The sequence below is a fragment of the Nocardioides marmoribigeumensis genome (assembly GCF_031458325.1).
GTDB lineage: Bacteria > Actinomycetota > Actinomycetes > Propionibacteriales > Nocardioidaceae > Marmoricola_A > Marmoricola_A marmoribigeumensis.
Window position 1 is genome coordinate 2,122,371 of record NZ_JAVDYG010000001.1, and the last position, 24,089, is coordinate 2,146,459.

The 24,089-nt window shown below is 73.7% G+C and carries 24 protein-coding genes; 17 read left to right on the top strand and 7 right to left on the bottom strand.

The genetic code is table 11. The features are described 5' to 3' along the window. Window positions 1–7: 7 nt before the first annotated feature. Window positions 8–370 (bottom strand): hypothetical protein, encoded by a 363-nt coding sequence (locus tag J2S63_RS10130; RefSeq protein ID WP_310301779.1) that lies wholly within the window; start codon window positions 368–370, stop codon window positions 8–10. 87 nt (window positions 371–457) lie between these two features. Here J2S63_RS10130 and J2S63_RS10135 point away from each other — a divergent pair, with 87 nt between their 5' ends. Continuing rightward, window positions 458–1,303: an SDR family NAD(P)-dependent oxidoreductase gene (locus tag J2S63_RS10135; protein ID WP_310301780.1), complete on the top strand. Its 846-nt coding sequence runs from the start codon at window positions 458–460 to the stop codon at window positions 1,301–1,303. Between the two features lie 117 nt (window positions 1,304–1,420). Then, the gene (locus tag J2S63_RS10140) at window positions 1,421–3,463 is read left to right on the top strand and encodes a CARDB domain-containing protein (RefSeq protein ID WP_310301781.1); all 2,043 of its coding nucleotides are present in this window, start codon (window positions 1,421–1,423) and stop codon (window positions 3,461–3,463) included. A gap of 1 nt (window position 3,464) precedes the next feature. Here J2S63_RS10140 and J2S63_RS10145 read toward each other — a convergent pair whose 3' ends face one another. Together J2S63_RS10145 and J2S63_RS10150 are read right to left on the bottom strand one after the other, a co-directional pair. After that, window positions 3,465–4,361, bottom strand: coding sequence for an NAD-dependent epimerase/dehydratase family protein (locus J2S63_RS10145; protein ID WP_310301782.1), 897 nt, complete (start codon window positions 4,359–4,361; stop codon window positions 3,465–3,467). A 22-nt stretch (window positions 4,362–4,383) separates the two neighbouring features. Continuing rightward, window positions 4,384–5,751 (bottom strand): NAD(P)-binding protein, encoded by a 1,368-nt coding sequence (locus J2S63_RS10150; RefSeq protein WP_310301783.1) that lies wholly within the window; start codon window positions 5,749–5,751, stop codon window positions 4,384–4,386. 82 nt (window positions 5,752–5,833) lie between these two features. On the opposite strand from J2S63_RS10150, the gene J2S63_RS10155 reads away from it, so the two are divergent. The 9 genes from J2S63_RS10155 (at window position 5,834) to J2S63_RS10195 (ending at window position 16,708) form a co-directional block, all read left to right on the top strand. Beyond that, complete coding sequence (locus tag J2S63_RS10155) at window positions 5,834–6,874, top strand: NAD(P)-dependent alcohol dehydrogenase (RefSeq protein WP_310301784.1); 1,041 nt, start codon at window positions 5,834–5,836, stop codon at window positions 6,872–6,874. Between the two features lie 38 nt (window positions 6,875–6,912). Next, entirely contained in the window at window positions 6,913–7,533 is a 621-nt protein-coding gene (locus J2S63_RS10160; protein WP_310301785.1) for a hypothetical protein, read from the top strand. A 364-nt stretch (window positions 7,534–7,897) separates the two neighbouring features. Continuing rightward, window positions 7,898–8,440: a ribonuclease H family protein gene (locus J2S63_RS10165; protein ID WP_310301786.1), complete on the top strand. Its 543-nt coding sequence runs from the start codon at window positions 7,898–7,900 to the stop codon at window positions 8,438–8,440. A gap of 33 nt (window positions 8,441–8,473) precedes the next feature. Continuing rightward, window positions 8,474–10,060: a carboxyl transferase domain-containing protein gene (locus tag J2S63_RS10170; RefSeq protein ID WP_310301787.1), complete on the top strand. Its 1,587-nt coding sequence runs from the start codon at window positions 8,474–8,476 to the stop codon at window positions 10,058–10,060. Window positions 10,061–10,202: 142 nt separating this feature from the next. Beyond that, the gene (locus tag J2S63_RS10175; protein WP_310301788.1) at window positions 10,203–12,122 is read left to right on the top strand and encodes an acetyl/propionyl/methylcrotonyl-CoA carboxylase subunit alpha; all 1,920 of its coding nucleotides are present in this window, start codon (window positions 10,203–10,205) and stop codon (window positions 12,120–12,122) included. Window positions 12,123–12,193: 71 nt separating this feature from the next. Beyond that, window positions 12,194–13,141, top strand: a complete 948-nt coding sequence (locus tag J2S63_RS10180; protein WP_310301789.1) for a hydroxymethylglutaryl-CoA lyase — start codon at window positions 12,194–12,196, stop codon at window positions 13,139–13,141. Between the two features lie 12 nt (window positions 13,142–13,153). Beyond that, window positions 13,154–14,248: a hypothetical protein gene (locus tag J2S63_RS10185; protein WP_310301790.1), complete on the top strand. Its 1,095-nt coding sequence runs from the start codon at window positions 13,154–13,156 to the stop codon at window positions 14,246–14,248. Between the two features lie 61 nt (window positions 14,249–14,309). Further along, on the top strand, window positions 14,310–15,506 hold the full coding sequence (locus tag J2S63_RS10190) for a hypothetical protein (protein ID WP_310301791.1): 1,197 nt from the start codon (window positions 14,310–14,312) through the stop codon (window positions 15,504–15,506). Further along, entirely contained in the window at window positions 15,503–16,708 is a 1,206-nt protein-coding gene (locus tag J2S63_RS10195) for a hypothetical protein (protein WP_310301792.1), read from the top strand. Before J2S63_RS10190 ends, J2S63_RS10195 begins: the two co-directional genes overlap by 4 nt. 4 nt (window positions 16,709–16,712) lie before the next feature. Here the strand turns inward: J2S63_RS10195 and J2S63_RS10200 are convergent, their stop codons facing one another. Further along, window positions 16,713–17,285 carry a TetR/AcrR family transcriptional regulator gene (locus J2S63_RS10200; RefSeq protein ID WP_310301793.1) on the bottom strand — a complete coding sequence of 191 codons (573 nt, stop codon included), beginning with the start codon at window positions 17,283–17,285 and terminating at the stop codon, window positions 16,713–16,715. Between the two features lie 121 nt (window positions 17,286–17,406). Here J2S63_RS10200 and J2S63_RS10205 point away from each other — a divergent pair, with 121 nt between their 5' ends. From J2S63_RS10205 to J2S63_RS10220, 4 genes are read left to right on the top strand one after another with little or no spacing between them, the layout of a single operon-like run. Then, entirely contained in the window at window positions 17,407–17,637 is a 231-nt protein-coding gene (locus J2S63_RS10205; protein ID WP_310301794.1) for a tautomerase family protein, read from the top strand. Between the two features lie 55 nt (window positions 17,638–17,692). Further along, window positions 17,693–18,928: a glycosyltransferase gene (locus tag J2S63_RS10210; protein WP_310301795.1), complete on the top strand. Its 1,236-nt coding sequence runs from the start codon at window positions 17,693–17,695 to the stop codon at window positions 18,926–18,928. Further along, a complete protein-coding gene (locus J2S63_RS10215; RefSeq protein WP_310301796.1) occupies window positions 18,925–19,326 on the top strand; it encodes a nuclear transport factor 2 family protein in 402 nt (133 codons plus the stop codon). The genes J2S63_RS10210 and J2S63_RS10215 overlap by 4 nt, the downstream gene beginning before the upstream one ends. Beyond that, a complete protein-coding gene (locus J2S63_RS10220) occupies window positions 19,323–20,237 on the top strand; it encodes an alpha/beta fold hydrolase (RefSeq protein WP_310301797.1) in 915 nt (304 codons plus the stop codon). Before J2S63_RS10215 ends, J2S63_RS10220 begins: the two co-directional genes overlap by 4 nt. Before the next feature lie 9 nt (window positions 20,238–20,246). Here the strand turns inward: J2S63_RS10220 and J2S63_RS10225 are convergent, their stop codons facing one another. Beyond that, a complete protein-coding gene (locus J2S63_RS10225; RefSeq protein ID WP_310301798.1) occupies window positions 20,247–20,930 on the bottom strand; it encodes an EcsC family protein in 684 nt (227 codons plus the stop codon). Between the two features lie 45 nt (window positions 20,931–20,975). Between J2S63_RS10225 and aat the strand changes: the two genes are divergently transcribed. Next, complete coding sequence (gene aat / locus J2S63_RS10230) at window positions 20,976–21,722, top strand: leucyl/phenylalanyl-tRNA--protein transferase (RefSeq protein WP_374725112.1); 747 nt, start codon at window positions 20,976–20,978, stop codon at window positions 21,720–21,722. On the opposite strand, the gene J2S63_RS10235 is transcribed toward aat, so the two are convergent. Then, window positions 21,658–22,641, bottom strand: coding sequence for an EamA family transporter (locus tag J2S63_RS10235; RefSeq protein WP_310301799.1), 984 nt, complete (start codon window positions 22,639–22,641; stop codon window positions 21,658–21,660). The two genes, aat and J2S63_RS10235, sit on opposite strands and share 65 nt — an antisense overlap. 38 nt (window positions 22,642–22,679) lie before the next feature. On the opposite strand from J2S63_RS10235, the gene J2S63_RS10240 reads away from it, so the two are divergent. Then, a complete protein-coding gene (locus tag J2S63_RS10240; protein ID WP_310301800.1) occupies window positions 22,680–23,213 on the top strand; it encodes a CGNR zinc finger domain-containing protein in 534 nt (177 codons plus the stop codon). Between the two features lie 3 nt (window positions 23,214–23,216). Here the strand turns inward: J2S63_RS10240 and J2S63_RS10245 are convergent, their stop codons facing one another. Next, the gene (locus J2S63_RS10245; RefSeq protein WP_310301801.1) at window positions 23,217–24,089 is read right to left on the bottom strand and encodes an Fpg/Nei family DNA glycosylase; all 873 of its coding nucleotides are present in this window, start codon (window positions 24,087–24,089) and stop codon (window positions 23,217–23,219) included.

Genomic DNA, 24,089 nt, shown 5'->3' on the forward strand with positions numbered 1-24,089 from the left:
CCCGGCGTCAGTGCGCCGCCTGCCGGGCACGCTGAACGGCCGCGATGACCAGCAGGCTCAGCAGGAAGACCAGGAGCAGCACCGGTGAGAGGAGCAGCAGCAGGATCGTCGCCACCACGGCGGTGACGACGGCGGCTCGCACGGCGGGTGAACCCGCCGCCCAGGCCCCCCGGAGCGCGGCTCGGAAGGCGCCCTTGGCCGTCAGCTTGGCCGCCTCGCCCGACGCGACACCCCCGAGCTTGCCCGTCCATCTCGTGACCTGCTCGTCCAGCCTCGCGGCGGCACCGCCCACGGCGGCGTTCAGCACGGCCGTGAACGCGCCGGCCGGACCCTGCTCACCTGCGGTCGGCGTGGTGGCGGTTGCACTCATGGATTGCTCCCTTCCCTCTGGGTGAGCGTTGCCCTCCTGCGGGCGCTCCATGCGTCCGGCTCGGGTCCGACTCCTAGGCTCGTCACCATGGACGACCAGACGATGACGGGCCGCACGGTCCTGGTGACCGGCGCGAGCGACGGGATCGGCGCGGAGGCCGCACGGGTGCTGCACGCCCGCGGAGCCCGCGTCCTGGTGACCGGACGGTCGGCGGACAAGCTGCGGCCGGTCGCGGAGGCCGTCGGCGCCGAGCCGCTGGTGGCGGACTTCTCCCGCCTCGACGACGTACGCCGGCTGGCCGGCGAGGTGGCCGAGCGGACCGAGCGGCTCGACGTGCTGATGAACAACGCGGGCGGCACGTTCAGCCCCAAGCAGCGCACGCCCGACGGCCACGAGCCCAACTTCCAGGTCAACCACCTGGCGTCGTTCCTGCTGACCCATCTCCTGCGGCCCCAGCTCGCGTCAGCCGGGTCGAGCCTGGTGGTCACCACCTCGAGCGTCGCCAACCTGATGGGACGCATCGTGCTCGACGACCTCGACTACGAGCACCGGCGAGCGATCGAGTTCCCCGCCTACGGCACGGGCAAGCTGATGAACATCCTGTTCACCCGCGGGCTCCACCAGCGCTGGGCCGGCGACGGCATCGACTCGGTGGCGGTGCACCCGGGGCCGGTCGGCAGCTCGTTCGGCCGCGACTCGTGGGTCGTCGGGCTGCTCTACCGCTCGCCGCTGAAGCGGTTCGCGACGATCTCGGTCGAGGACGGCGCGGCGCCGCTGGTCGCCCTCGCCGAGGCGGGTCCTGGTCCGTCCGCGAGCGGTCGCTACTACAGCCGCTTCAAGGCCGACGGGCTGGAGAACCGCCAGGCGCGGCGGCAGGACCTCGTCGACGGGCTCTGGGAGCGGTCGGCCGCGCTGGTCGGCGTGGCCCCCTAGGCCCGGCCAGGGCCGGCGGTCGGGCGAGGACCATCGCCCCTGTCCGGCCGCGGGTCGCGGTGCCATCGTGCTGGGGTCGGGCGCGATCCGCGGGCGCCCCTGCACTCGGGAGTGGCCATGGCCCGTCGATCCCCGCACTCTCGCTGGGCCTTCGTCGTGGTGGGGGCTCTCCTCGCGGCCCTGTGCGGCACGGTCCCCGCGGTCGCCCAGGCACGACCCGACCTGGTCGTGCGCGCGGTCTCGGACAAGGCGGCGGCGCGGTCCCCGGGCCAGTCGTTCCCGGTCTCCGGCAGGGTGAAGAACGTCGGCACCGCCCGGGCTGGCTCGAGCCGGACCGGCTTCCTGCTCTCGCGCGACACCAGCCGGAGCAGCACCGACGTCGTCCTGAGCGGGCGCAGCTCGGTCCCGAGGCTGAGTCCGGGCGCCTCGGCGACCGCCACCACGACCGTCACCGTCCCGGCCGGCACCGCCAAGGGCTACTACTACGTCCTCGGGTGCGCGGACGTCACCCGGGTCGTCGCCGAGAGCAACGAGTCCGACAACTGTCGGGCCTCCACCGCCGTCCTGACCCGGGTGCTGGTGCGCCCCAAGCCCCCGGCGCCCGACCCCCTGACGATGCCGATGACGTTCAGGACCGCCTCGGCGAAGTCGGTGGCGATGAGACCGGGCACGGCCGGCTCGCTCTCCGTGAAGACTCCCGACGGCACGACCTACAGCCTGTCGGTCCCCAGCCACGCCCTGCCGGCGCCGACGACGATCACCCTCACCCCGATCGCCTCGGTGGACCCCGCGGTGCTGTCCGGCGGCCTCGTGGCGGGAGCGCGTCTCGAGCCGAGCGGACTCCAGCTCCTGCAGCCGGCCATCCTCACCATCACCCCCGCCGACCCGAGCCGGCTCACCACGCCGGCGGGCCAGCACGACCTGACGCTGGCCTTCGACAAGAGCGGGTCCAACGTCCACGGCTACCCCGACAACAGCGAGCTGCCCGGCCTGACCGCACCGGCCGGGTCGATCCGCTTCCGCGTCGAGCACTTCAGCGGTGAGCTCGAGGCCCGCGGCACCTCCGCCCAGGTCGCCTCGGTCGAGGGGCACCTGCCGGTCGGTCCCGACGCGACGCTCGAGTCGCAGATGAACGACCTCGCGGGGCAGGTGCGCGACGGCGAGATCACCGAGGCCCAGTTCGGCACCAAGATGGGTGACCTGCTGGTGGAGAGCTTCGTCGCCGGGGTGCTGCCCGCCATCAACAAGGCCCTGGCGTCCACCGGCACCCGGGCCGACGGTGACAAGGCGTGGGCGGCCTACACCCACTGGGGGCACTGGATGATGGTCATGGGGTTCGAGGGCGGCACCAACACCCGTTACCGGATCGGCTACGACCAGCTCAACGCGGCGGGCCAGGACGCCATGGTGCAGATCCTGAGGAAGTTCTTCGACAAGGACCACGACGACTGCCTCAGCGGGGCGGAGCCTGCGATGGCGATGTACTCCGGGATGCTGCGCATCGCCTCCGTGGCGGCCCGGCTCGGCAGCGTGGAGTCCATCCTCGGCGCCGACTACCAGGACCGGATCGACGAGTGCGGCGCCAAGGTCAAGCACACGTGGAGCGGCACGCTCCACTACTCATCGACGGTGACCGAGGACTGCACCGACCCGTGCACCCACTACCTGACCGAGGTGAGCGCCAAGCTGGTCGTCGGCTTCGTCGAGGAGCTGCCCGGCAACCAGCACTGGCTGGTCGACGGCGGGTCCTACGACGTCAGCACGTACGAGCACAGCGAGACGACGTACGCCACCGCGTGCACCCACGTCGAGGACAGCCGGCAGGCGGCGAGCGGACCGATGTCGCAGGCCGACAGCTACTACCTCAGCCAGTACGACAACAACCCCAAGGCCTACACGCAGTTCGCCGTCACGACCACGTCGGACGAGGCGATCACGCAGACGCGCTCGGACTGCAGCGAGGACAGCTTCACGCTGTCCGACCGCTACTACCGCGTGGGTCCGCTGCAGGGCTGTCCTGCGGGCGCCACCAATCTCGAAGGGGTCCCGAGGACGACGGGTGGCCAGCGCACGCTGGACTTCACGTGCGCGGTCGACACGACGTCGGGCGGCGTGCACACGGTCATCGACGTGACCGGCACGCTGACCCGCAGCCCGTGACTCAGGCCCGCGGGTCGTCCAGCACGTCGCGCCAGGAGTGCTGCGGCTCCCAGCCGAGCAGCGAGCGCGCCTTGTCGATGGCGTAGAACGTCTCGTCGCGGCCCATCTCCTTGCGGACCTCGACGCCGTCGTAGAAGCGCTCGCGCACCTCGGCGGTGGTCGCGGCCACCGACATGTCGGCGTTGGCCACGTTGAACACCTCGTAGCCCAGGCCGTCCGTGGCCAGGCAGCGCTCCACCATGGTCCCGAGGTCGCGCACGTCGATGTAGGCGAAGATGTTGCGCCGTCGCAGGGAGGGGTCCCCCAGGAAGGGCGGGAACATCTCGGCGTACTCGTGCGGCTCGATCACGTTGTTGATCCGCAGCCCGTAGACGTCGGCACCGGTGCGCGCCTGGAACGACCGGGCGGTGACCTCGTTGGCGACCTTGGACATCGCGTAGGAGTCCTCGGGCACCGTCGGGTGCTCCTCGTCGACGGGCAGGTAGAGCGGCCTGCGCTCGCCCTGCGCGAAGCAGATGCCGTAGGTGGTCTCCGAGGAGGCGAACACCACCTTGCGGATGCCGAGCCGCGTGGCCGCCTCCAGGACGTGGTAGGTCGACAGCGCGTTGGTGGCGTAGGTCGTCGCGTCCGGCGCGAGCAGGATCCGCGGGACGGCGGCGAAGTGCACCACGGCGTCGTACGACGGCTTCTCGGGCAGCTCGAGCTCGTCGAAGGTCGCGAGCCCCGCGAGCGCGGAGTAGACCTGCCCGGCGTCGGTGAGGTCGACCTGGAGGTCGGCGACGTCGTCGTGGCCGAGCGGGGTGAGGTCGGCGTTGGTGACGTGGTGGCCGAGCGAGGCGAGGTAGGGCGCGACGTGGTGCCCGGCCTTGCCGGACCCGCCGGTGAAGAGGATGCGCATGACCCCAGCCTCGCAGCCGGGCTCAACCCGCGAGCGCCTCGAGCCGCTGCACCGCGGCCGGGGCGTCGCGGGCGATGCGTCCCAGGATCTCGTCGAGCTGGGGCGAGCCGGGGTGGTCGGGCGGGACCCGCGAGGCGTTGATCGCGACGCCGTCGGCCCAGGCCGCGACGTCCGGCGCGGCGCGGAAGGCCGCGGTGTTGCGCAGCCCCTGCACGTTCATGCGCGCCCAGTCCTGCAGCGAGTTGCCGAAGCGGGAGGGCCGGCAGAGGGCGTTCTTGACCGCGTCGTCGAGACGCCGACGGGTCCCCTCGACGTAGCCCGTGATCGCGGCGCCGAAGCAGGGGAACCCGGCCCGCACGGGCTGGAGCGTGATGACCTCGTCGGTCCAGATCGGCACCATCGGCGGGTTGCGCAGGCCGTCCGCGGCGCAGTGGACGACCACCGCGTCGGGCGGGACCTGCACGGAGCCCTCGTCGAGCTCGAGACGGCCGCGGCAGGCCCGCCGCACGTGCCCGAGACGTACGACGTCGGTGACGGTGCGCAGCAGCTCCAGCTCCCAGCGCCCCAGCGTGGGGGCCTTGGCCATCGTCGGGGTGACCGCCGGGTCGATCCGTAGCATCGTGCCGGACTCCTCGAGGGCGAGGAAGAACGACGGCAGGTCGGGCGCGGTGAGGGCGTGGTGCAGGAGGTCGGCCACCATGCCGAGGTAGCTCTCCGGCCGGGGCTGGATGCGCGCGCGGTCGAGCATCCACGGGTCACGCGGGCGGACCCAGGTGATCGCGCCCGGGTCGAGCCCCCGCCTGCGCAGGAGCCACACGATCGTGTCGGTCGCGGTCTTGCCGGAGCCGACCACCACGAACCGGTCGGCGTCGACCCCCACCACGTCGTTGGCTGCCACGGCCCGGACGTCGCCGTCGACGCCGAACGGCGCCGGCACCTCGGCGGGGACGAGCGGCGACAGGAGCCGGCCGTCGACCACCCGGCAGGACGAGGGGACCTCGTGCACCACGCCGTCGACGTGGAACGAGCGCCGGCCGTCGTGCTCGGCGCCGCGGAAGAGCCGCACGCGACCGGTCCCCTCGAGCCGGGCGAGGACGCGGTCGTAGTAGTCGCACACCTGGTTGCGGGTCGCGCGCTCGTGCAGGCCCGCCTCGGGACCCTCGGTCTGGACCGTGCCGCCGAGGACCGTGGAGGCCACGCCGTAGAACTGCGAGGCCTGGTGCAGCCGGACGAAGGGGTACGCCGCGCGCCAGTGCCCGCCGGGCCCGTCGCGCCGGTCGACCAGCGCCACCCGGGCGGTCGGGTCGTGGTCGACCAGGGCGTCGGTGAACGCCATCCCCATCGCACCGGCGCCCACCACCAGGTAGTCGACGTCCACCAGCGGGCTCACCCCTGCAGCGTGTCACCCGCGCCCTTCGGCGACCCGGGCCCTCGGGGCAGACTGGGAGGACCCGAGTCCCTAGGAGAACCCCATGCGCGTGAACGCCTACGCCGCCCCGGCGGCCGGTGAGCCCCTGGCCCCCACCACCATCGAGCGCCGTGAGGTCGGAGCCCGCGACGTCCTCATCGAGATCCAGTACGCCGGCATCTGCCACTCCGACATCCACACGGTCAACGGCGACTGGGGCCCGCAGCCGTTCCCGGTGGTGCCGGGCCACGAGATCGTCGGCACGGTCGCCGAGGTCGGGTCCGAGGTGACCGCCCACCAGGTCGGCGACCGGGTCGGCGTCGGCTGCCTGGTCAACTCGTGCCGCGAGTGCGACAACTGCAAGCGGAGCGACGAGCAGTACTGCACCAAGGGCGCCATCGGCACCTACGCCGCCACCGACCGCGACGGCACCACGACCCAGGGCGGCTACTCCACCCACGTCGTCGTCGACACCGACTTCGTCGTCCGGGTCCCCGACTCGCTCGACCCCGCCGCTGCCGCGCCGCTGCTGTGCGCCGGCATCACGACGTACTCCCCGCTGCGGCACTGGGGCGCCGGCCCGGGCAAGAAGGTCGCGGTCGTCGGCCTCGGCGGCCTCGGCCACATGGGCGTCAAGCTCGCCCACGCGATGGGCGCCGAGGTGACCGTGCTCTCGCAGTCGCTGAAGAAGCAGGAGGACGGCCTGCGCCTCGGGGCCGACGACTACTTCGCCACCTCCGACCCGGACACGTTCAAGCACCTGCGCAACCGGTTCGACCTGATCATCAACACGATCAGCGCCCCGATCGACGTCGACGCCTACCTCAGGCTGCTCGCCGTCGACGGCACGCTGGTCAACCTCGGCGCCCCGCCGGAGAAGGTCAGCCTGAGCGTGGGCTCGCTGATCGGCCGCCGCCGCTCGTTCGCCGGCTCGGCGATCGGCGGCATCGCCGAGACCCAGGAGATGCTCGACTTCTGCGCCGAGCACGGCATCGCCGCCGAGGTCGAGGTCATCCCCGTCGACCAGGTCAACGAGGCCTACGAGCGCGTCCTCGCCTCCGACGTCCGCTACCGCTTCGTGATCGACAGCTCGACCCTGGCCTGACCCTGGTCTGACCCGCCCCGCGGTGGGACGCTGGAGGGGTGCCGACGGACTCCTCCGGCGGTCCCGCCGACCGGGCGCTGGCGGCGGGCCTGGTGCAGCCGGACCCCACCACGTGCGGCTCGAGCGTGCTCGTGGTCGCGCGGATGCTCACCGACCCGGCCTACGCCTCCTTCGTCGCCGACGGGACCCACGCGCTGGCCGGGGTCTCCGCGGCCGGTGACCCCCAGGACAGGTTCGCCCGCGAGGCGCTGGCGATGCACCGGTCCACGAGCAGGGCCCGCAGCGTGGCGGGGCGGCTCCAGGTCCCGTGGCCGACCTCGCTGGGCACGCAGCCATGGGCCCTCGCGGCCGAGCTCGGCCGCAGCGGGACGTCGTACGACGTGAAGCCGATCCTGCCCGGCCAGCGGCAGGCCGCCTTCCGCCGCACGGCGAGGCTGGCCGCGTCCGGGCAGGCCGTCCCGCTCTACGTCGGCAACCGCTGGTCGCCGCGCCACGTCGTGCTCGTCCTGCCCGACCCCGGGGCGACCGAGGCCGAGGTCCGGATCTACGACCCGGCGAGCGGGCGGCGCTACCCGATCACGTCCGAGGACTTCGTCGCGGGCACGCTCGACGTCGCCGGCTGGCACGTGCCGTGGGTGGTCGTGCTGCCGAGCGCCTGACCAGCGCCTTATCAGCGCCTTATCAGCGCCTGGTCAGGGCGCGTCACGCGTGGCCACGACACGTGCCGGCGACCGACCACCGAGACGGTGGACCCGGCCCGAGCCCCCGTCCGGTGTCCGGGCCCGGCAGATCGATCGACGACCCGAGAGGTTCCTCGTGCCTTCACCGGCATCCACGTCTCCGACGGGGACCCGACCGCGGCCGGCCTGCTCGGCGCCGAGGTGCCCGACCTGAGCGACCCGTCGTGGCGCACGTTCTGGACCCGGCAGCACGGTGACAACGTCACCTGGGAGGTGCACTGGGGCTCGGCGCGCTGAGTCCCAGCGGTCCGGACCCGAGGTCCCGAAGGCCTAGGCTGGACCGGTGACGGACCAGGGACTCTTCGACCTGCCGGCGGCCCCGGCCCCCACCGCAGCACCGGCGCGCCCCGCGCCGACGCGCCGACGCAGCGGCCCGATGGTCGCCCTGCCGGGCGCGCGGACGGTCTACACCGACGGCGCGTGCGCGGGGAACCCCGGCCGTGGGGGCTGGGCCTGGGCGACCGACCGGACGACCCACGCCTCGGGCTCGGAGGCCGTGACGACCAACCAGCGCATGGAGATCCGGGCCGCGCTCGAGGCGGTCACCGCCCTCGAGGGGCCCCTGCTCGTGGTGAGCGACTCGACGTACGTCGTCAACTGCTTCCGCGACCGCTGGTGGGCCGGCTGGCTGGCGCGCGGGTGGACCAACTCCCAGAAGAAGCCGGTCGCCAACCGGGACCTGTGGGAGCCGTTCATCCACCTGGTCAACGAGCGCGACGACGTGGCCTTCCAGTGGGTCAAGGGGCACTCCGGCCACGCGATGAACGACTTCGTCGACGGCCTCGCCGTCGCCGCCCGGCTCGCCCCGGTCGGCTCGCCTTCCTGACGGCCCGCGCGGCGACGCCGATAGCCTGCGCCCATGACCACAGCCCCGGGGAGCATGCGCGACCTCACCGACGAGCTGCGCGAGCGCCTCGCGACGGCCAGGCAGGGCGGGTCGGAGTCCGCACGCCGCAAGCACACCGACCGCGGCAAGCTGCTCGTCCGTGACCGGGTCGACCGGCTGCTCGACCCGGGCAGCCCGTTCCTCGAGCTGAGCCCCCTGGCGGCGTACGGGATGTACGCCGACGCCGACGACTGGGCGGTCCCCAGCGCCGGCATCGTCACGGGCCTCGGCCAGGTGGAGGGCCGCACGTGCGTGGTCGTCGCCAACGACGCGACCGTCAAGGGCGGCACCTACTACCCGATGACGGTCAAGAAGCACCTGCGGGCGCAGGAGGTCGCGGCCGCCAACCGGCTGCCCTGCGTCTACCTCGTCGACTCCGGCGGCGCGTTCCTGCCGATGCAGGACGAGGTGTTCCCCGACCGCGAGCACTTCGGCCGGATCTTCTTCAACCAGGCCAACCTCTCGGCCCGCCGCATCCCCCAGATCGCCTCGGTGATGGGCTCCTGCACCGCGGGCGGCGCCTACGTCCCGGCCATGTCCGACGAGACCGTCATCGTCCGCAACCAGGGCACGATCTTCCTCGGGGGCCCGCCGCTGGTGAAGGCCGCGACCGGTGAGGTCGTCACCGCAGAGGACCTCGGCGGCGGCGACGTGCACGCCCGCACCTCGGGCGTGGTCGACCACCTCGCCCAGGACGACGCGCACGCGCTGGCGATCGTGCGGTCGATCGTGGGCACGCTGCCTGCGGTCCCGACGGGCGCGGCCGACGGCACGGTGGAGGAGCCGGCGCTCGACCCCGAGGGGCTCTACGACGTCGTCCCGACCGACGCGCGGACGCCGTACGACGTGCGCGAGGTGATCCGCCGCGTGGTCGACGGCAGCCGGTTCCACGAGTTCAAGGAGCTGTACGGCGAGACGCTGGTCTGCGGGTTCGGGAAGGTCCACGGGTTCCCCGTCGGCATCGTGGCCAACAACGGCATCCTGTTCTCCGAGTCGGCCCTCAAGGGCGCCCACTTCATCGAGCTGTGCAACCAGCGGGGGGTCCCGCTGCTCTTCCTGCAGAACATCAGCGGCTTCATGGTCGGCCGGGAGTACGAGAACCGCGGCATCGCCCGCGACGGCGCCAAGCTCGTCACCGCCGTCGCCTGCTCGGTGGTCCCCAAGCTGACCGTGGTGATCGGCGGCTCGTTCGGTGCGGGCAACTACGGCATGTGCGGCCGGGCCTACGACCCGCGCTTCCTCTGGATGTGGCCCAACGCCCGGATCTCGGTGATGGGCGGCGAGCAGGCCGCGTCGGTCCTCGCGACCGTCCGCCGCGACGGCATCGAGGCCCGCGGGGAGCAGTGGTCGCTCGAGGACGAGGAGTCGTTCAAGGACCCGATCCGCCGGCAGTACGAGCAGCAGGGCTCGCCCTACTACTCCACCGCCCGCCTCTGGGACGACGGCATCATCGACCCCGCCGACACGCGCCGCGTGGTGGGGATGGGCCTGGCCGCGGCCGCCCACGAGCTCGTGCCCGCCCCTGGACCGACGCCGTCCTACGGCATCTTCAGGATGTGAACATGTCGCTGCGCGAAGCAACGGCGCGAAGCGCCTCAAGGGCTCTGTGCGGCTGCGCCGCGCCCTCCTTCTGTTCGGAGGAACCAGGGCTTCGCCGGTTCCTCGGTCAGGCCTTCGCAAGCTCAGTCCTGAGGGATGTGTGATGGGAATCCAGACGTTGCTGGTCGCCAACCGCGGCGAGATCGCCCTGCGCGTCATGCGCTCGGCCAAGGCTCGGGGGCTGCGCACGGTCGCGGTCTACTCCGACGCCGACCGCAGCGCCCCGCACGTGCGCGCGGCCGACGTCGCGGTGCGCATCGGGCCGACCCCGGCGACGCAGTCCTACCTGTCGATCGAGGCCATCCTCGACGCCGCGCGGCGCACCGGTGCCGACGCGGTCCACCCCGGCTACGGATTCTTGTCAGAGCGATCACAATTCGCTCGCGCGGTGACCGAGGCCGGCCTCACCTTCGTCGGCCCGTCCGCGGACGTGATGGACGCGATGGGCCGCAAGGACCGGGCGCGCGAGATCGCCGAGCGCGCGGGGGTGCCCGTGGTCCCGAGGGGAGAGGACGCGCCCTTCCCCGTGCTGGTGAAGGCGGCCGCCGGTGGCGGCGGCAAGGGCATGCGCGTGGTCCACCGGGCCGAGGACCTCGACGACGCGATCGCCGCGGCCAGGCGTGAGGCCGCCTCGGCCTTCGGCGACGACACCATCCTGGTCGAGAGGTACGTCGAGCGCGGCCGTCACGTCGAGGTGCAGGTGCTCGCCGACGCGCACGGCCACGTCGTCCACCTGTTCCACCGCGACTGCTCCGCGCAGCGCCGGCACCAGAAGGTCCTCGAGGAGGCGCCGGCCCCCGGCCTGTCCGACGAGGCGAGCCGCACGCTGCTGGAGTCGGCGGTGGCGCTGTCGCGCGAGGTCGGCTACACCAACGCCGGCACGGTCGAGTTCCTCGTCGCCGGCGAGCACGGCAGGGAGGAGGTGTTCTTCCTCGAGATGAACACGCGCCTCCAGGTCGAGCACCCCGTCACCGAGCTCGCCGTGGCGGTGGGGGGCGAGCCGCTCGACCTCGTGGACCTCCAGCTCGGCGTCGCCGAGGGCGAGCCGCTGCCCTTCACCCAGGACGACGTGACGATCGTCGGCCACGCCATCGAGGCGCGGGTCTACGCCGAGGACGCGTTCGGCGGGTTCCTCCCGCAGGCGGGCCAGGCCTCCCTGGTGCGCTGGCCGGAGGGCCCCGGCGTCCGCGTCGACCAGGCCCTGGAGCCGGACCAGACCGTCACCACGGCGTACGACCCCATGCTCGGCAAGGTGATCGGCCACGGGCCGGACCGCGAGGCCGCGCGCCGTGCGCTGGTCGACGCGCTCGACCGCACCGGCATCCTCGGGCTGACCACCAACACCGGCTTCCTGCGCGCGCTGGCGGCGAGCGAGGAGTTCCGCGACTCGGTGGTCGACACCGCGTGGCTCGACCGCAACGAGGTGCCCGCCCCCGCCGACGACCCCGCCCGTGTCGTGGCGGCGTGGACCGACGCGTGGGTCGCGCGGGCGAGCGCGCGCCCGGGCCCGTTCACCTCCGACGGCTGGCGGCTCGGCGGCGAGCCGGCCGCGATGCGCGTCGAGCTCGACCGCCCCCTGTCGGTCGACCTCGCCGGCGGCACCGTCACCGACGGCGACGAGGTCCACCAGGTCACCCATCACGACGCCGCGCTGCACGTGGTGCGGCTCGACGTCGACGACCACCCGGTGACGGCTTTCGTCAACGCCCAGGCGGGTTTCGTCGACGTGGCGTGGCGCGGGCAGCGGTTCCTCTTCGGGCGCCGCGACCCGTTCTCGCTCGCCGCCGCCGGCACGGCCGACGGCACCCTCACCGCCCCGATGCCGGGCACGGTCCTCGCGGTCCAGGTCGCCGAGGGCGACGAGGTCGTGGAGGGTCAGGTGCTCGGCACCATGGAGGCGATGAAGATGGAGCTCGCGCTCAAGGCGCCGTACGCCGGCGTGGTCGCGCGCGTCGGCGCCACCGCCGGCGAGCAGGTCGCCCTGGGCACCGAGCTGTTCCACGTGGAACCGCACGAGGCCTGAGACCCGGACTCTCAGGGACGCCCACCTCGGTCATCAGGTGCCGCCCCTGCCACGCGGCCTACGCTGGTCGCGTGAGCACCACCCTCCCTGCCGTCCACCGCGCCCCCGCGCTCCCGGAGCGCGTGACGATCTACGAGGTCGGCCCCCGCGACGGGCTGCAGAACGAGAAGGCGATCGTCCCGGTCCACGTCAAGGCGGAGTTCATCGCCCGGCTCGAGGCGGCCGGGCTGCCGGTGGTGGAGGCGACGAGCTTCGTCCACCCGAGGTGGGTGCCCCAGCTCGCCGACGCCGAGGAGCTGCTCACCATCGTCGACCACCGCGGCACGATGCCGGTGCTGGTCCCCAACGAGCGCGGTCTCGACCGCGCGCTGGAGGCCGGCGTGCGCCACGTGGCGATCTTCGGCAGCGCCACCGAGACCTTCGCCCAGCGCAACCTCAACCGGTCCTGGGACGAGCAGTTCGCGATGTTCGAGCCGACGGTCAAGCGCGCGCTCGCCGAGGGCGCCGACGTCCGCGCCTACGTCTCGATGTGCTTCGGCGACCCGTGGGAGGGCGCTGTGGACCTTCAGCGCGTGGTCGACAGCGGCCGACGGCTGCTCGACCTCGGCTGCTACCAGCTCTCCCTCGGCGACACCATCGGCGTCGGCACGGCCGGCCACGTCACCGCGCTGCTCGACGCCTTCAACGCCGCAGGTGTGCCCGACGACCTCCTCGCGGTCCACTTCCACGACACCTACGGCCAGGCCCTGGCCAACGCGCACGCCGCGCTGGAGCACGGCATCACGACGTACGACGCCAGCGCCGGCGGCCTGGGCGGGTGCCCCTACGCCAAGTCGGCCACGGGCAACCTGGCCACCGAGGACCTGGTGTGGATGCTCCGCGGGCTCGGGGTCGAGACGGGGGTCGACCTCGACGCGCTGGTCGCCACCAGCGTCTGGATGGCGGGGGAGCTGGGCCGGCCGAGCCCCAGCGCGGTGGTGCGCGCCCTGGGTTCGTCGGTGGAGCCCGGAGGCGACTGACACAATCGGCGCATGGCCGACGTCGTCCACCTCCACGTAGGTGCGCCCAAGACGGGCACGACCTACCTGCAGGACCGTCTGGCCCTCAACCGCGGGTCGCTCGAGGACCACGGCGTGGCCTACCCGATCGGCCTCAAGGCCGACATGTTCGGCGCCGCGCTCGACCTGATCGACCTCCCGTGGGGCGGTCAGCGCGAGGCCGTGCGGGGCGACTGGGAGTCCCTCATGGGCCGGGTGCGGCGCGCCCCCGGACGGGCGATCATCAGCCACGAGATCCTCGCCGGCGCCAAGCCCAAGCAGGTCGAGAAGGCGATGCGCGACCTGGCCGAGACCGAGATGCACCTGGTCTTCTCCGCCCGCGACCTCGCCCGGCAGATCCCCGCGGAGTGGCAGGAGACGGTCAAGCACCGCCGCGTCCACACCTTCAGGCGCTTCCTGGGCCAGGTGATGGAGTCCCCGCGACGCAACCCGCGGATGTGGTTCTGGCGCGCCCAGTCGCTGCCCGACGTGCTCACCCGCTGGAGCTCGGGCCTGTCGCCCGACCGCGTGCACCTCGTGACCGTCCCGCAGAGCCGGGCCGGCGGGACGCTCTGGACGCGCTACTGCGAGGCGCTCGAGCTCGACCCCGCCTGGCTGACCGAGGACAGCGAGCGCGCCAACGTCTCGGTCGGCATCGACGAGACGATCATGCTGCGCCGCCTCAACCGGCGCCTGCGGGCGGCCGACCTCGACTCCGAGTCCTACCGCGCGATCGTCCGCGAGCTCGTGGTCCACCAGCGGCTGGCCCTGCGCGAGGACAAGCGCAAGGTGACGCTCCCCCCGTCGGCCTTCGACTGGGCCGAGGAGGTCGCCGAGGAGTGGATGGAGTGGGTGCGCGGGTCCGGCATCCACGTCGTCGGCGACCTGGAGGACCTGCGGCCCCGGCGGCCCGACCCGGACGCGTCCTGGGAGGACCCCGACAAGCCCCGCCAGGGCAAGGTCGGCGACGCGACGATGGACGCCCTGGTCACCGTGATCATGGAGCTGGCCGAGCGCCCCGACCCCGACCAGGGCCCGGTCTCGCGGCTGGCCCGCGCCGCCCGTCGGCTCCGGGGCGACACGCCGTGAGCGAGGGCAGCGAGCGGACCGGCGACTCACGGGTGGACGCGTGAGTCCTGCGGTCCCGGCCGTGACCGACCCGCTCGAGCGCGCGGCCTGGTCCTGGGTGGCCCACCTCCTCGCCGGGGGTACGACGGCCTGGGCAGCCTGGGTGGAGTCCCCGGAGTCGGTCGCGCACGACGTGAGGCGGCCGGTGGGCCTCGACGCCCTCCCGGGCGCCGCGCAGCTCGAGCTGCTGCGGGTGCTGGTCGAGGCCGCGGGCGCGCCGCTCGAGGAGTCCCTCGCCCTGCGGGTCCTGCGCCGCCCGGCCCCCGGACGCGGGCCGGTCGACCTGCCGCTGGGCTGGCCCGGTGAGGGGCAGGTGACCGCCGACGGCTTCCACCACCGGTCCGCCCCACCCACCGACCCCGGCTCGCTCGACGTGGAGGAGGTGCTCCGGGTGGCGGCGGGGGTGATCGCCGACCTGCTCCTCGAGGAGCCCGCCGCGCCCCGGCGGCGCACGCGAGCGGTGCCCACCCGCCTGCCCCGGCCCCGGACCGGCCCCTCGGTCTGGGTGGAGGGCCCGCCGCGCAGCCGGGCCGCGGTGCGGGCCGAGCTCGCGGCGGGCGGGACCCGTCTGCACCGCCCGCGGCTGAGGTGGCGGGGCGGCCGCACGTTGCCCGACCGCGTGCTGGTCGTCGTACCCCCTCTGGAGCGGGGGCTCCTCGAGGTGTGGGAGGACCGCAGCGTGGCCGGGGCGGCGCGCCGCTGGGAGCGGTGGGTGCAGGAGATCCAGGGCAGCAACCGGCTCCCCCCCTCGCTGCGCTCGCGGAGCGTGGCGCTGTGGTGGGCCGAGCGGATCGGCGCCGACCGGGTGCAGGTCACGGTGCGGCACGGCGTGGACGCGGCCGGTGACCTGAGCGCGCTCGAGGTCGACGTGCTGCGGCGGGTCAACGCGGTGCTGGTGCTGCACCGCGGTGGCGACGACCGGGCCGCGATCGCCGCCCGGCTGGGCGAGCGGCTGCAGGGCCTCGGCCGGTCGATCGGGGTCCCGGGCCCCGCCGAGCTGCGGGTGCCGGTCGCCCAGCTGCGCTGGCTCCAGGCCTGGTCCGCACGCATCACCGACGGGCTGACCCGCGCTGGCTACCCTGTCGACGGCGACCTGGCGTCGCTGCGCCCCCGACCCCCCGCGGAGGGCGACGTCCACTCGCTCGACCCCCGGGAGGTGCTCGCGCTCATGACGGCGCTGCTGCTGCCCGGCCGGGCTGCGCGACGGGACCCCCGATGAGGCGCGTGGTCCTGCACGTCGGGACCCCCAAGACGGGCACGTCGTTCGTCCAGGACCTGCTGTTCCAGCAGCGCGAGGCGCTCGCGGCGCAGGGCGTGCTCTATCCCGCCGACCGGTTCGACGCCCACTTCCTGGCCGCGCTCGACCTGATGGAGCTGCGCTGGGGCGGGCTGGAGCACCAGGCGGTCGGGGCGTGGGACCGCCTGGCCCAGCAGGTGCGGGCCTGGGAGGGCCACACCGTCATCGTGTCCCACGAGATCCTCGCCCGCGCCTCGGTGGAGCAGGTGCGGCTCGCGCTGGAGTCGTTCGGCGCCGACCGCGAGGTGCACGTGGTGCTGTCGGCTCGCGACCTGGTGCGCCAGATCCCGGCGGAGTGGCAGGAGAACGTCAAGCACCGGCGCACCGTCGCCTACCGCGACTTCCTCGACCAGGTCACCGCGGACGTCCCCGAGACCGAGGTGGCGACGTGGTTCTGGGGGGTCCAGGAGGTCCCCGCGATCCTCGGCCGGTGGGGCGGCACCCTGCCGCCCGAGCACGTCCACGTGGTCACGGTCCCCAAGCCGGGGTCGCCGCGGTCGCTGCTGTGGGAGAGGTTCGCGGGCGTCTTCGGCCTCGACCCGCAGGCCTGGGCCTCCGAGTCCGAGCGCGCCAACCCCAGCCTCGGCGCTCCCGAGACCGCGCTGGTGCGCGCGATCAACCAGCGGGTCAACGGCGGGGTGCTCGCCAACGACCACTACCGCGACCTGGTCCGCGAGACCCTCGCCCACCGCGCGCTGGCGCACCGCCGCGGCTCGCCGAGGCTGTTCCTGCCGCCCGACGTGCGCACCTGGGCCACCGACCTGTCCCACCGCTGGATCGCCGAGCTCGAGGCCAGGGAGTACGACGTCGTCGGCTCGCTCGAGGACCTGCGCCCCGACACCGCCGACGCGACCGGGTTCGTCGACCCCGACGAGCAGGGACCCGCCGATCTCGTCGAGCCGATGATGGACGCGGTCGTGACCCTGCTGCAGAAGGGTGCCGAGCTGCGCGAGGAGGTCGAGCGGCTCCACCAGGAGCTCGACAGCACCCGCCACGAGCGCGACCAGGCCTACCTCGCCGCCGGGCTGCTCCACCGCGCCAAGCACGCCCTCGTGCGGCGCTCGGAGACCCACCGCACCGCCCACCTCGCGCTCAAGGCCTACCGCCGGGCGCGGGGTCGCTGACCGCTCACCGGTCGGGCCGGAGGAAGGCCCCCACGGCCCGGAGCGCGGTGAGGACGTCGTCGGTCCAGTCGCCGCCCAGCAGCAGCATCGACTCGCCCCCCATGAAGCCCAGCCCGACCAGGGTGGCGATCGTGCGGGGGCGGAAGGGGCCGAGGTCGCCGAGCTCGTCGGCCGCCTCGGTGACCACCTGCTCGAGCAGGTCGAACCACCCGCGCAGCAGGCGGGTCACCTCGGCGCCGATCGCCGCGTCGCTCCACCCGGCGGCGATCATCTCCTGCAGCATCCGCACGTAGCCCGAGGCGAGGTCCTCCTCGAGGAAGTCGCAGGCCTGGTCGTAGCGCTGCCACAGCGGCGCGTCGGCGCCGTACATCGCCGCCTGCCGGGCCAGCAGTTGGGTGTTCTCGTGCGTGAGCAGGGCGAGCACGAGGCCCTGACGGCTGCCGAAGTGGTAGTGGATCTGGCTCAACGGCACGCCCGCGCGGTCGGCCACGCGCCGCGTCGAGAGCTGGGCGTGGCCGTCGGTGAGCAGGCACTCGCGGGCCGCCCCGATCAGCCGGTCGCGCGTCCCTGCGGTCATCGCCACTCCTGGAGGTCGGGGGGTCTTGTCGGTCGGTCGACCGAATGCTAGCGTACGACGATCCCGTTCGGTCGATCGACCGAACCCGGCGGACAGCCGGACGAACCACCAGGAGGACGCCATGCCGCTCATCGAGGTCAACGTGATCAAGGACGTGTTCAGCCCGGAGCAGAAGCGCCGGATCATCACGCGCCTGACCGACGCCATGGTCGAGATCGAGGGCGAGAACATGCGCCCGGTCACGTGGTGCGTCGTGCGCGAGGTCGCCAGCGGCGACTGGGGCATCGCGGGCAACCCGCTGACCACCGAGGACGTGCGGGCCCTCGCCGCGGGCGTCCCCGCCGGGGTCTGAGCCGGAGCCGGGCGGGCCCCTGGCCACCGGGTCGCGAGCGCAGGAGACTTCAGGCATGACGCGCTCGTGGACCCGGGCCGGCCGCCGGCCCCGCCGCGTGCTCTACCTCTCCTCGCCGATCGGGCTGGGGCACGCGCGGCGCGACCTCGCCATCGCCCAGGAGCTGAGGCGGGCCCACCCCGACCTCCGGGTCGACTGGCTCACCCAGCACCCGGTCACGCGCGTGCTCGAGGACGCCGGCGAGCACGTCCACCCCGCGTCGGCGTGGCTGGCCGGCGAGTCGGCCCACCTCGAGGGCGAGTCGGGCGAGCACGACCTCCACGTCTTCCAGGCGATCCGGGACATGGACGAGATCCTGGTCAACAACTTCATGGTGTTCCACGACGTGGTCGAGGAGACCGCCTACGACCTGGTCGTCGGCGACGAGTCCTGGGACGTCGACTACTTCCTGCACGAGAACCCCGAGCTCAAGCGCTTCGCCTTCGCCTGGATGACCGACTTCGTCGGCTGGCTGCCGATGCCCGGCCTCGGGGCCCGCGAGGCGCTCCTGACCGCCGACTACAACGCCGAGATGCTCGAGCAGCGGGCGCGGCACCGCCGGGTCCGTGACCGCCAGGTGTTCGTGGGCAACCCGGACGACGTCGTGGACGAGTCGTTCGGGCCGGGCCTGCCCGGCATCCGCGAGTGGACCCACGAGCACTTCGACTTCTCCGGCTACGTCACCGGCTTCGACCCGCCCTCGGCCGAGAGGGTCGCCCGGTGCCGCGAGGAGCTGGGCGTCGGCCCCGACGAGCTCCTCTGCGTGGTCGCGGTCGGCGGCTCCGGGGTCGGGGAGCCCCTGCTGCGCCGGGTGCTCGACGCGGTCGGGCCGGCGCGCGACCTGCTGCCCGGGCTGCGCTTCTGGGTGGTCACGGGCCCCCGGATCGACCCGTCGCGCCTGCCCGAGGTCCCGGGCGTCGAGGTCCGTGGCTACGTGCCCGACCTCTACCTCCACCTGGCCGCCGCCGACGTCGCGGTGGTGCAGGGCGGGCTCACGACCACGATGGAGCTCGCGGCGGCCGAGGTGCCGTTCCTCTACGTGCCGCTGCAGCACCACTTCGAGCAGAACGTCCACGTCCCGCACCGCCTGCGCAACTACGGCGCCGGCCGGTGCACGCCCTTCGAGGAGGCCTCCGACCCGCACCGGCTCGCGGAGGCGATCGTCGCCCAGGTCGGCAACGAGGTCACCTCGCGGCCGGTCGAGACCGACGGCGCGGTGCGCGCCGCCCGGATGCTGGAGGAGCTGCTGTGAACGACCGCACGAGCGACGAGCAGGCGGTGCGCGCCACCGCCCTGGACTACTTCGAGGGGTGGTACGCCGCCGACCTGGCCCGGGTGGACCGGGCGCTGCACCCCGCGCTGGTGAAGCGCTCGGCCGTGCAGGTGGGGGCGCAGCCGCCGAGCCTGACCACCAAGGAGCGGATGCTCGAGCTCGTCCGGGCCGGCGGGGGCGTCGAGGACCGCACCGACGACCCGATCGAGGTCACCGTGGTCGACGTCCACCACGACGTCGCCGCCGCCGTGGTGCGGTCCGCGCAGTACCGCGAGTACCTCCACCTCGTGCGCACCGGCGCGCGGTGGCAGGTCGTCAACGCCTTCTGGCAGCTCACCGACCCGGCCGGCGAGCCCGGGCAGGACGACGCGCGGTGAGGACGCTCGCCCCGGACGTCTCGGCCCGCAACGAGAGCGACGGCGTCCGGATCCACCACGAGGTGTGGGGCGAGGTCGGGAGTGGGAGGGACCGCACGGTCCTGCTGCTCCCGACCTGGACGATCGTGCACAAGCGGCTGTGGAAGGCGCAGGTGCCCTACCTCTCGCGCCACCTGCGGGTGCTGACCTACGACGGTCCGGGCAACGGCGGCTCCGACCGTCCGCTCGACCCGGCGGCCTACGACCACGACCAGCAGGTCCGGCACGCCGTGCGGGTGCTCGACGCCAGCGGCACCGACCGGGCGGTGGTCGTCGCCTTCTCCCAGGGGTGCACGTGGGCCCTCGAGCTGGCCGCGTTCCACCCCGAGCGGGTCCGGGGCGTGGTCCTGATCGGCGCGGCCGTGCCGCTCACCGACGGGCACGCGGTGCGCGTCGCGGAGGGGGACCCGTCGGGGCTGCCGCCGTCACGGGTGCCTCTGGTCGAGCAGGACCCCGACGAGCACTGGGCGAAGTACGACCCCGGCTACTGGCGCGAGCACCACGAGGACTTCTGCTGGTTCTTCTTCGGCCGGTGCTTCCCCGAGCCCCACTCCACCAAGCAGGTCGAGGACTGCGTCGGCTGGGCGCTCGAGACCACGCCGGAGGTGCTCGCCGCCGAGGCGCTGGCCAGGCGGCCGAGCCGCGAGCTCGTGGAGGGCTGGTGCCGGTCGCTGACCGCACCGGTGCTCGCCCTGCACGGCGACGAGGACCTGATCAGCCCGCCGTCGCGCGGACGGCGGATCGCCGAGCTCACCGGCGGGGAGTACGTCGAGCTCGTGGGCTCCGGCCACGTGCCGCAGGCCCGTGACCCGGTGCGGGTCAACCTGCTGGTCGCGGAGTTCGCCGCACGGTGCTTCGCCGCGGACGGGTGAGCCCGGGCCTCAGTGCGGGTGCCGGCGCGCCATCAGCTCGCGCGCGGCGTACCTCCCGACCTGCCAGGTGTTCCACCCGTCGGAGCTCGCGCCCCACACGCCGCCGGCGACGGGCACGCGACGGATGACGGTGCCGGCCGCCCGCTTGCCGATGACGCGACTGATCAGCGCCGAGGTGACCTCGCCGGCGACGAGCGCGTCGAGCTCGGGGTCGTGGACCGGTGCGGTGACCAGCACCGAGGGGCGGCCCGGGATGCGGCGCTTGCGGACCAGCTGCTTGACCGCGTCCTCACCGAGCACGCAGAGCAGGATCGCGTTGCGCACGCGCCCGTCGGACAGGTCGTAGCCCCGCAGGTGGGCGATCGTGGCCACCATCCGGCACTGGAGCAGGGCCAGCCCGGCGATGTTGGCCGGGATCGTCGCCGGCGCCGTGGTGAGGCCCCCGAGGTTGGTCACGAAGCCCTCACCGGCCGCGAGGCCGGTGTGGGTCTTGACCACGTCGTTGACCGCCTGGTCGACCGCGCCCTCGTTGTCCCGCAGGTGCTTCTCGGCGACGGCAGCGGCGGACGGCAGCGGACCCACGCCGTTGATCGCGCGCAGGAGCGTCTGGTGGATGAAGCCGCGGTTGAGCTTGGGTGCGACCTTGTGGACGTCGGGGACGACGGCGTCGATGACCTTGCGGCGGATGCCCATGGGGTCAGTCTTCCCAGGAACGCCAAGAGGGCCACAATCGGTCTCGTGCAGAGGGGTGGCGGGGTGTGGGCGGACCTGGCGGCCGCGTGCGTCTGGGACCTGCCCGACCTGCGGGCGATCCCGGGCCTCGACCTCGACGCCGACCTCGACGACGGGGGTGTGGGCGACCTGGTGTGCGCGGGGGCGGACCTCGCCCCGGAGACCCTCGTCCGCGCGTACTCCCTCGGCCTCTTCCCGATGCCCGACCCCCGCGCCCGCCGGCGGAGCGCGCCTCCGACGTGGTGGTCGCCGGCCGAGCGCGGCGTCCTCCCGCTGGACGGCCTGCGCGTGACCCGGTCGCTGCGACAGAGCGCGCGACGCTACGACGTGCGCCTGGACACCGCGTTCACCGAGGTGGTGCTCGGGTGCGCCGACCCGGCTCGTGAGGGCGGGTGGATCGACCGGGACTTCGTCGCGGCGTACTCCCGGCTCCACGAGCTCGGCCTGGCCCACTCGGTGGAGGCGTGGTCGGACGGCGAGCTGGTGGGCGGGCTCTACGGCGTCTGCCTCGGCGGCCTCTTCGCGGGCGAGTCGATGTTCCACACCGCGCGCGACGCGAGCAAGGTCGCCCTCCTCGGGCTCGTCGACCTGCTGCGCGACGGGGAGCCCGACCGGCTGCTCGACGTGCAGTGGTCGACCCCCCACCTCGCCTCGCTCGGGGTGGGGGAGGTGCCGCGCTCGACCTACCTCACACGGTTGCTGCCGGCAGCACTGGAGGTGCCGGAGCCGCGGTGGGCCCTTCCCCGAGCTTGACCAGCACGACGCCGGCGAGCACGAGCGCACCGCCGCCGAGCTGCACGGCCCCGGGCAGCTGGCCCAGCAGCAGCCAGGCGAACAGCACCGCGCAGAGCACCTCGAGCAGCGCGACGAACGACGAGAGCCGCGAGCCCAGCAGCCGCCCGGCCGCGACCCCGGAGGCGTAGGCCAGGGAGGCGGTCACCAGTCCGAGCGCGAGCACCGGCAGCCACCACGCCACCTCGACGCCGCGGTAGTCGGCCGCCGCGGTCGAGGCGCCCATCGGCAGCGCCCCCACGAGGCCTGCGAGCCCGAGCACGACCGCGCCGACGACCAGCCCGGCGGTCGCCAGGGCGAGCGGCGGGAGGTCGAGGCCGTCGTGCCCGTTGATCACGAAGTACGACGCGGCGCCGACCATCGCGCCCAGCGCCCACAGCACCCCGACCGGGTCGAGGGACGCCCCCGACAGCAGGTCGAGCACGAGCACCAGGCCGGCCGCGGCGATCACGGCACCGGCGACGGTGAGCCGGCCGGGTCGCTCGCCGTGCGCCGCCCAGAGGAACAGGACCACGGCCGCGGGAGCGGTGTACTCGATCAGCAGCGCCGGCCCGACGTCCATCCGGGCGACCGCGGAGAAGTAGCACAGCTGCGCGCCCGCGACCGCCAGCACGCCGTACGCCGTGACCAGGCGCCACGAGGCGCGCAGGACCGCCCAGCGGCCGCGCATCGCCCGGACCCCGAGCGGGGCGAGGGCCAGGGCCGCGAGCGCGACGCGGAGGAGCACGACCGACCCGGGGGTCCACCCCGTGCGGATGAGCCCGGTCGCCAGCGGTCCCGACAGGGCGAAGCTCGCCGCCGAGACGACCGCGAGCCCGAGGCCCCGCGACAGGGCCGAGGGTGCGGGGAGGGTCACCTCGTCATGGGTCAACGTGCTCATGGGACCTGACGGTAGGCCCGCTCGCGTAAGGTGTCAACGTGACTTTCGCCCATGACGTCGAGGACGCCCTCCGGGCAGCCGTCGCGCTGGTCAACTCCGCGGAGGAGCCCGAGACGCTGACGACGACCGGTGAGCTCGCGGCGTTCTTCTCGCACCACGGCTACACCGGCCGTCACGACGGCACCGCGGCCGAGCTCGCCGCCGTGCGCGAGCTGCGCCCCGAGCTGCGCGCCCTGCTCCTGGCGCCCCGCGACGAGGCGGTGGCGCTGGTCAACGGCATCCTCGCCGAGGAGCAGGCCGTGCCGCGCCTGGTCCGCCACGACGCGCTCGACTGGCACCTGCATGCTGTCGGCGACGACGAGCCGCTGGCCCGCCGGATCCGGGTCGAGACCGCGATGGCGATGCTCGACGTGATCCGCGCCGACGAGCACTCCCGCCTGGCCGTCTGTGCCGACGAGACCTGCGAGGCGCTCGCCCTCGACCTGTCGCGCAACCGCTCCAAGCGCTACTGCTCGGCGACCTGCACCAACCGCAACGCCGCCGCGGCCTACCGTGCCCGCCAGTCGGTCTGAGCCCTATTTCAGGAACTTCGAGGTGCGCCGGTCGGCCAAGGGCTTGCCGCCGGTCTGGCAGGTCGGGCAGTACTGCAGCGAGGAGTCGGCGAAGGACACCTCGCGCACCGTGTCGCCGCAGACCGGGCACGGCTGGCCGGTGCGGCCGTGGACGGCGAGGTGGGACTTCTTCTCGCCCTTGAGCTCGGCGGCGTGCAGGCCCTCGGAGCGGGTGACCGCGTCGGCCAGGGTGGTGCGCAGCGCGGTGTAGAGGCCGTGGAGCTTCTCGGGGTCCTCCAGGATCCCGGACGCCGGCGCGAAGGGGCTCATCCTGGCCGCGTGCAGGATCTCGTCGCTGTAGGCGTTGCCGATGCCGGCGATCGTGCCCTGGTGGCGCAGCACACCCTTGATCTGGCTGCGGCCCTGGCCGCGGAGGATCTCGGCGAGCTCGTCGACGGTGAAGTCCTCGGTCATCGGGTCGGGGCCGAGCGAGGCGACGCCGGGCACCTCGAGGGGGTCCTTCACGACGTAGATCGCCAGCCGCTTGCGGGTCCCGGCCTCGGTGATGTCGAGCCCCGAGCCGTCGTCCAGCACGATGCGCGCCGCCAGCGGCGACTTGGAGCTCGGCTTGGGCGGGAGCGCGGGGACCTCGTCGCGCCAGCGGATCCATCCGGCCCGCGACAGGTGGACCAGCAGGTGCAGCCCGGAGGCCTCGAGGTCGAGGAACTTGCCGTGGCGCGAGACCGAGTCGACCATCGCTCCCGACAGGGCGGACAGCGGCGGGTCGTAGGTCTTGAGGGCGCTGAACGCGGCCAGGTCGACTCGGGCGATCGCACGGCCGGCGAGGCGCGTGCGCAGGTCCGCGGCGAGTGCGTGCACCTCGGGCAGCTCCGGCAT

What these genes read in the sequence shown, in the direction of transcription:
- J2S63_RS10225 (WP_310301798.1), bottom strand. Translation starts at nt 20,930, where the DNA reads ATGGGCATCCGCCGCAAGGTCATCGACGCCGTCGTCCCCGACGTCCAC.
- J2S63_RS10195 (WP_310301792.1), top strand. Translation starts at nt 15,503, where the DNA reads ATGAGGCGCGTGGTCCTGCACGTCGGGACCCCCAAGACGGGCACGTCG.
- J2S63_RS10170 (WP_310301787.1), top strand. Translation starts at nt 8,474, where the DNA reads ATGACCACAGCCCCGGGGAGCATGCGCGACCTCACCGACGAGCTGCGC.
- J2S63_RS10130 (WP_310301779.1), bottom strand. Translation starts at nt 370, where the DNA reads ATGAGTGCAACCGCCACCACGCCGACCGCAGGTGAGCAGGGTCCGGCC.
- J2S63_RS10200 (WP_310301793.1), bottom strand. Translation starts at nt 17,285, where the DNA reads ATGACCGCAGGGACGCGCGACCGGCTGATCGGGGCGGCCCGCGAGTGC.
- J2S63_RS10135 (WP_310301780.1), top strand. Translation starts at nt 458, where the DNA reads ATGGACGACCAGACGATGACGGGCCGCACGGTCCTGGTGACCGGCGCG.
- J2S63_RS10145 (WP_310301782.1), bottom strand. Translation starts at nt 4,361, where the DNA reads ATGCGCATCCTCTTCACCGGCGGGTCCGGCAAGGCCGGGCACCACGTC.
- J2S63_RS10245 (WP_310301801.1), bottom strand. Translation starts at nt 24,089, where the DNA reads ATGCCGGAGCTGCCCGAGGTGCACGCACTCGCCGCGGACCTGCGCACG.
- J2S63_RS10175 (WP_310301788.1), top strand. Translation starts at nt 10,203, where the DNA reads ATGGGAATCCAGACGTTGCTGGTCGCCAACCGCGGCGAGATCGCCCTG.
- J2S63_RS10140 (WP_310301781.1), top strand. Translation starts at nt 1,421, where the DNA reads ATGGCCCGTCGATCCCCGCACTCTCGCTGGGCCTTCGTCGTGGTGGGG.
- J2S63_RS10185 (WP_310301790.1), top strand. Translation starts at nt 13,154, where the DNA reads ATGGCCGACGTCGTCCACCTCCACGTAGGTGCGCCCAAGACGGGCACG.
- J2S63_RS10235 (WP_310301799.1), bottom strand. Translation starts at nt 22,641, where the DNA reads ATGAGCACGTTGACCCATGACGAGGTGACCCTCCCCGCACCCTCGGCC.
- J2S63_RS10210 (WP_310301795.1), top strand. Translation starts at nt 17,693, where the DNA reads ATGACGCGCTCGTGGACCCGGGCCGGCCGCCGGCCCCGCCGCGTGCTC.
- J2S63_RS10205 (WP_310301794.1), top strand. Translation starts at nt 17,407, where the DNA reads ATGCCGCTCATCGAGGTCAACGTGATCAAGGACGTGTTCAGCCCGGAG.
- J2S63_RS10155 (WP_310301784.1), top strand. Translation starts at nt 5,834, where the DNA reads ATGCGCGTGAACGCCTACGCCGCCCCGGCGGCCGGTGAGCCCCTGGCC.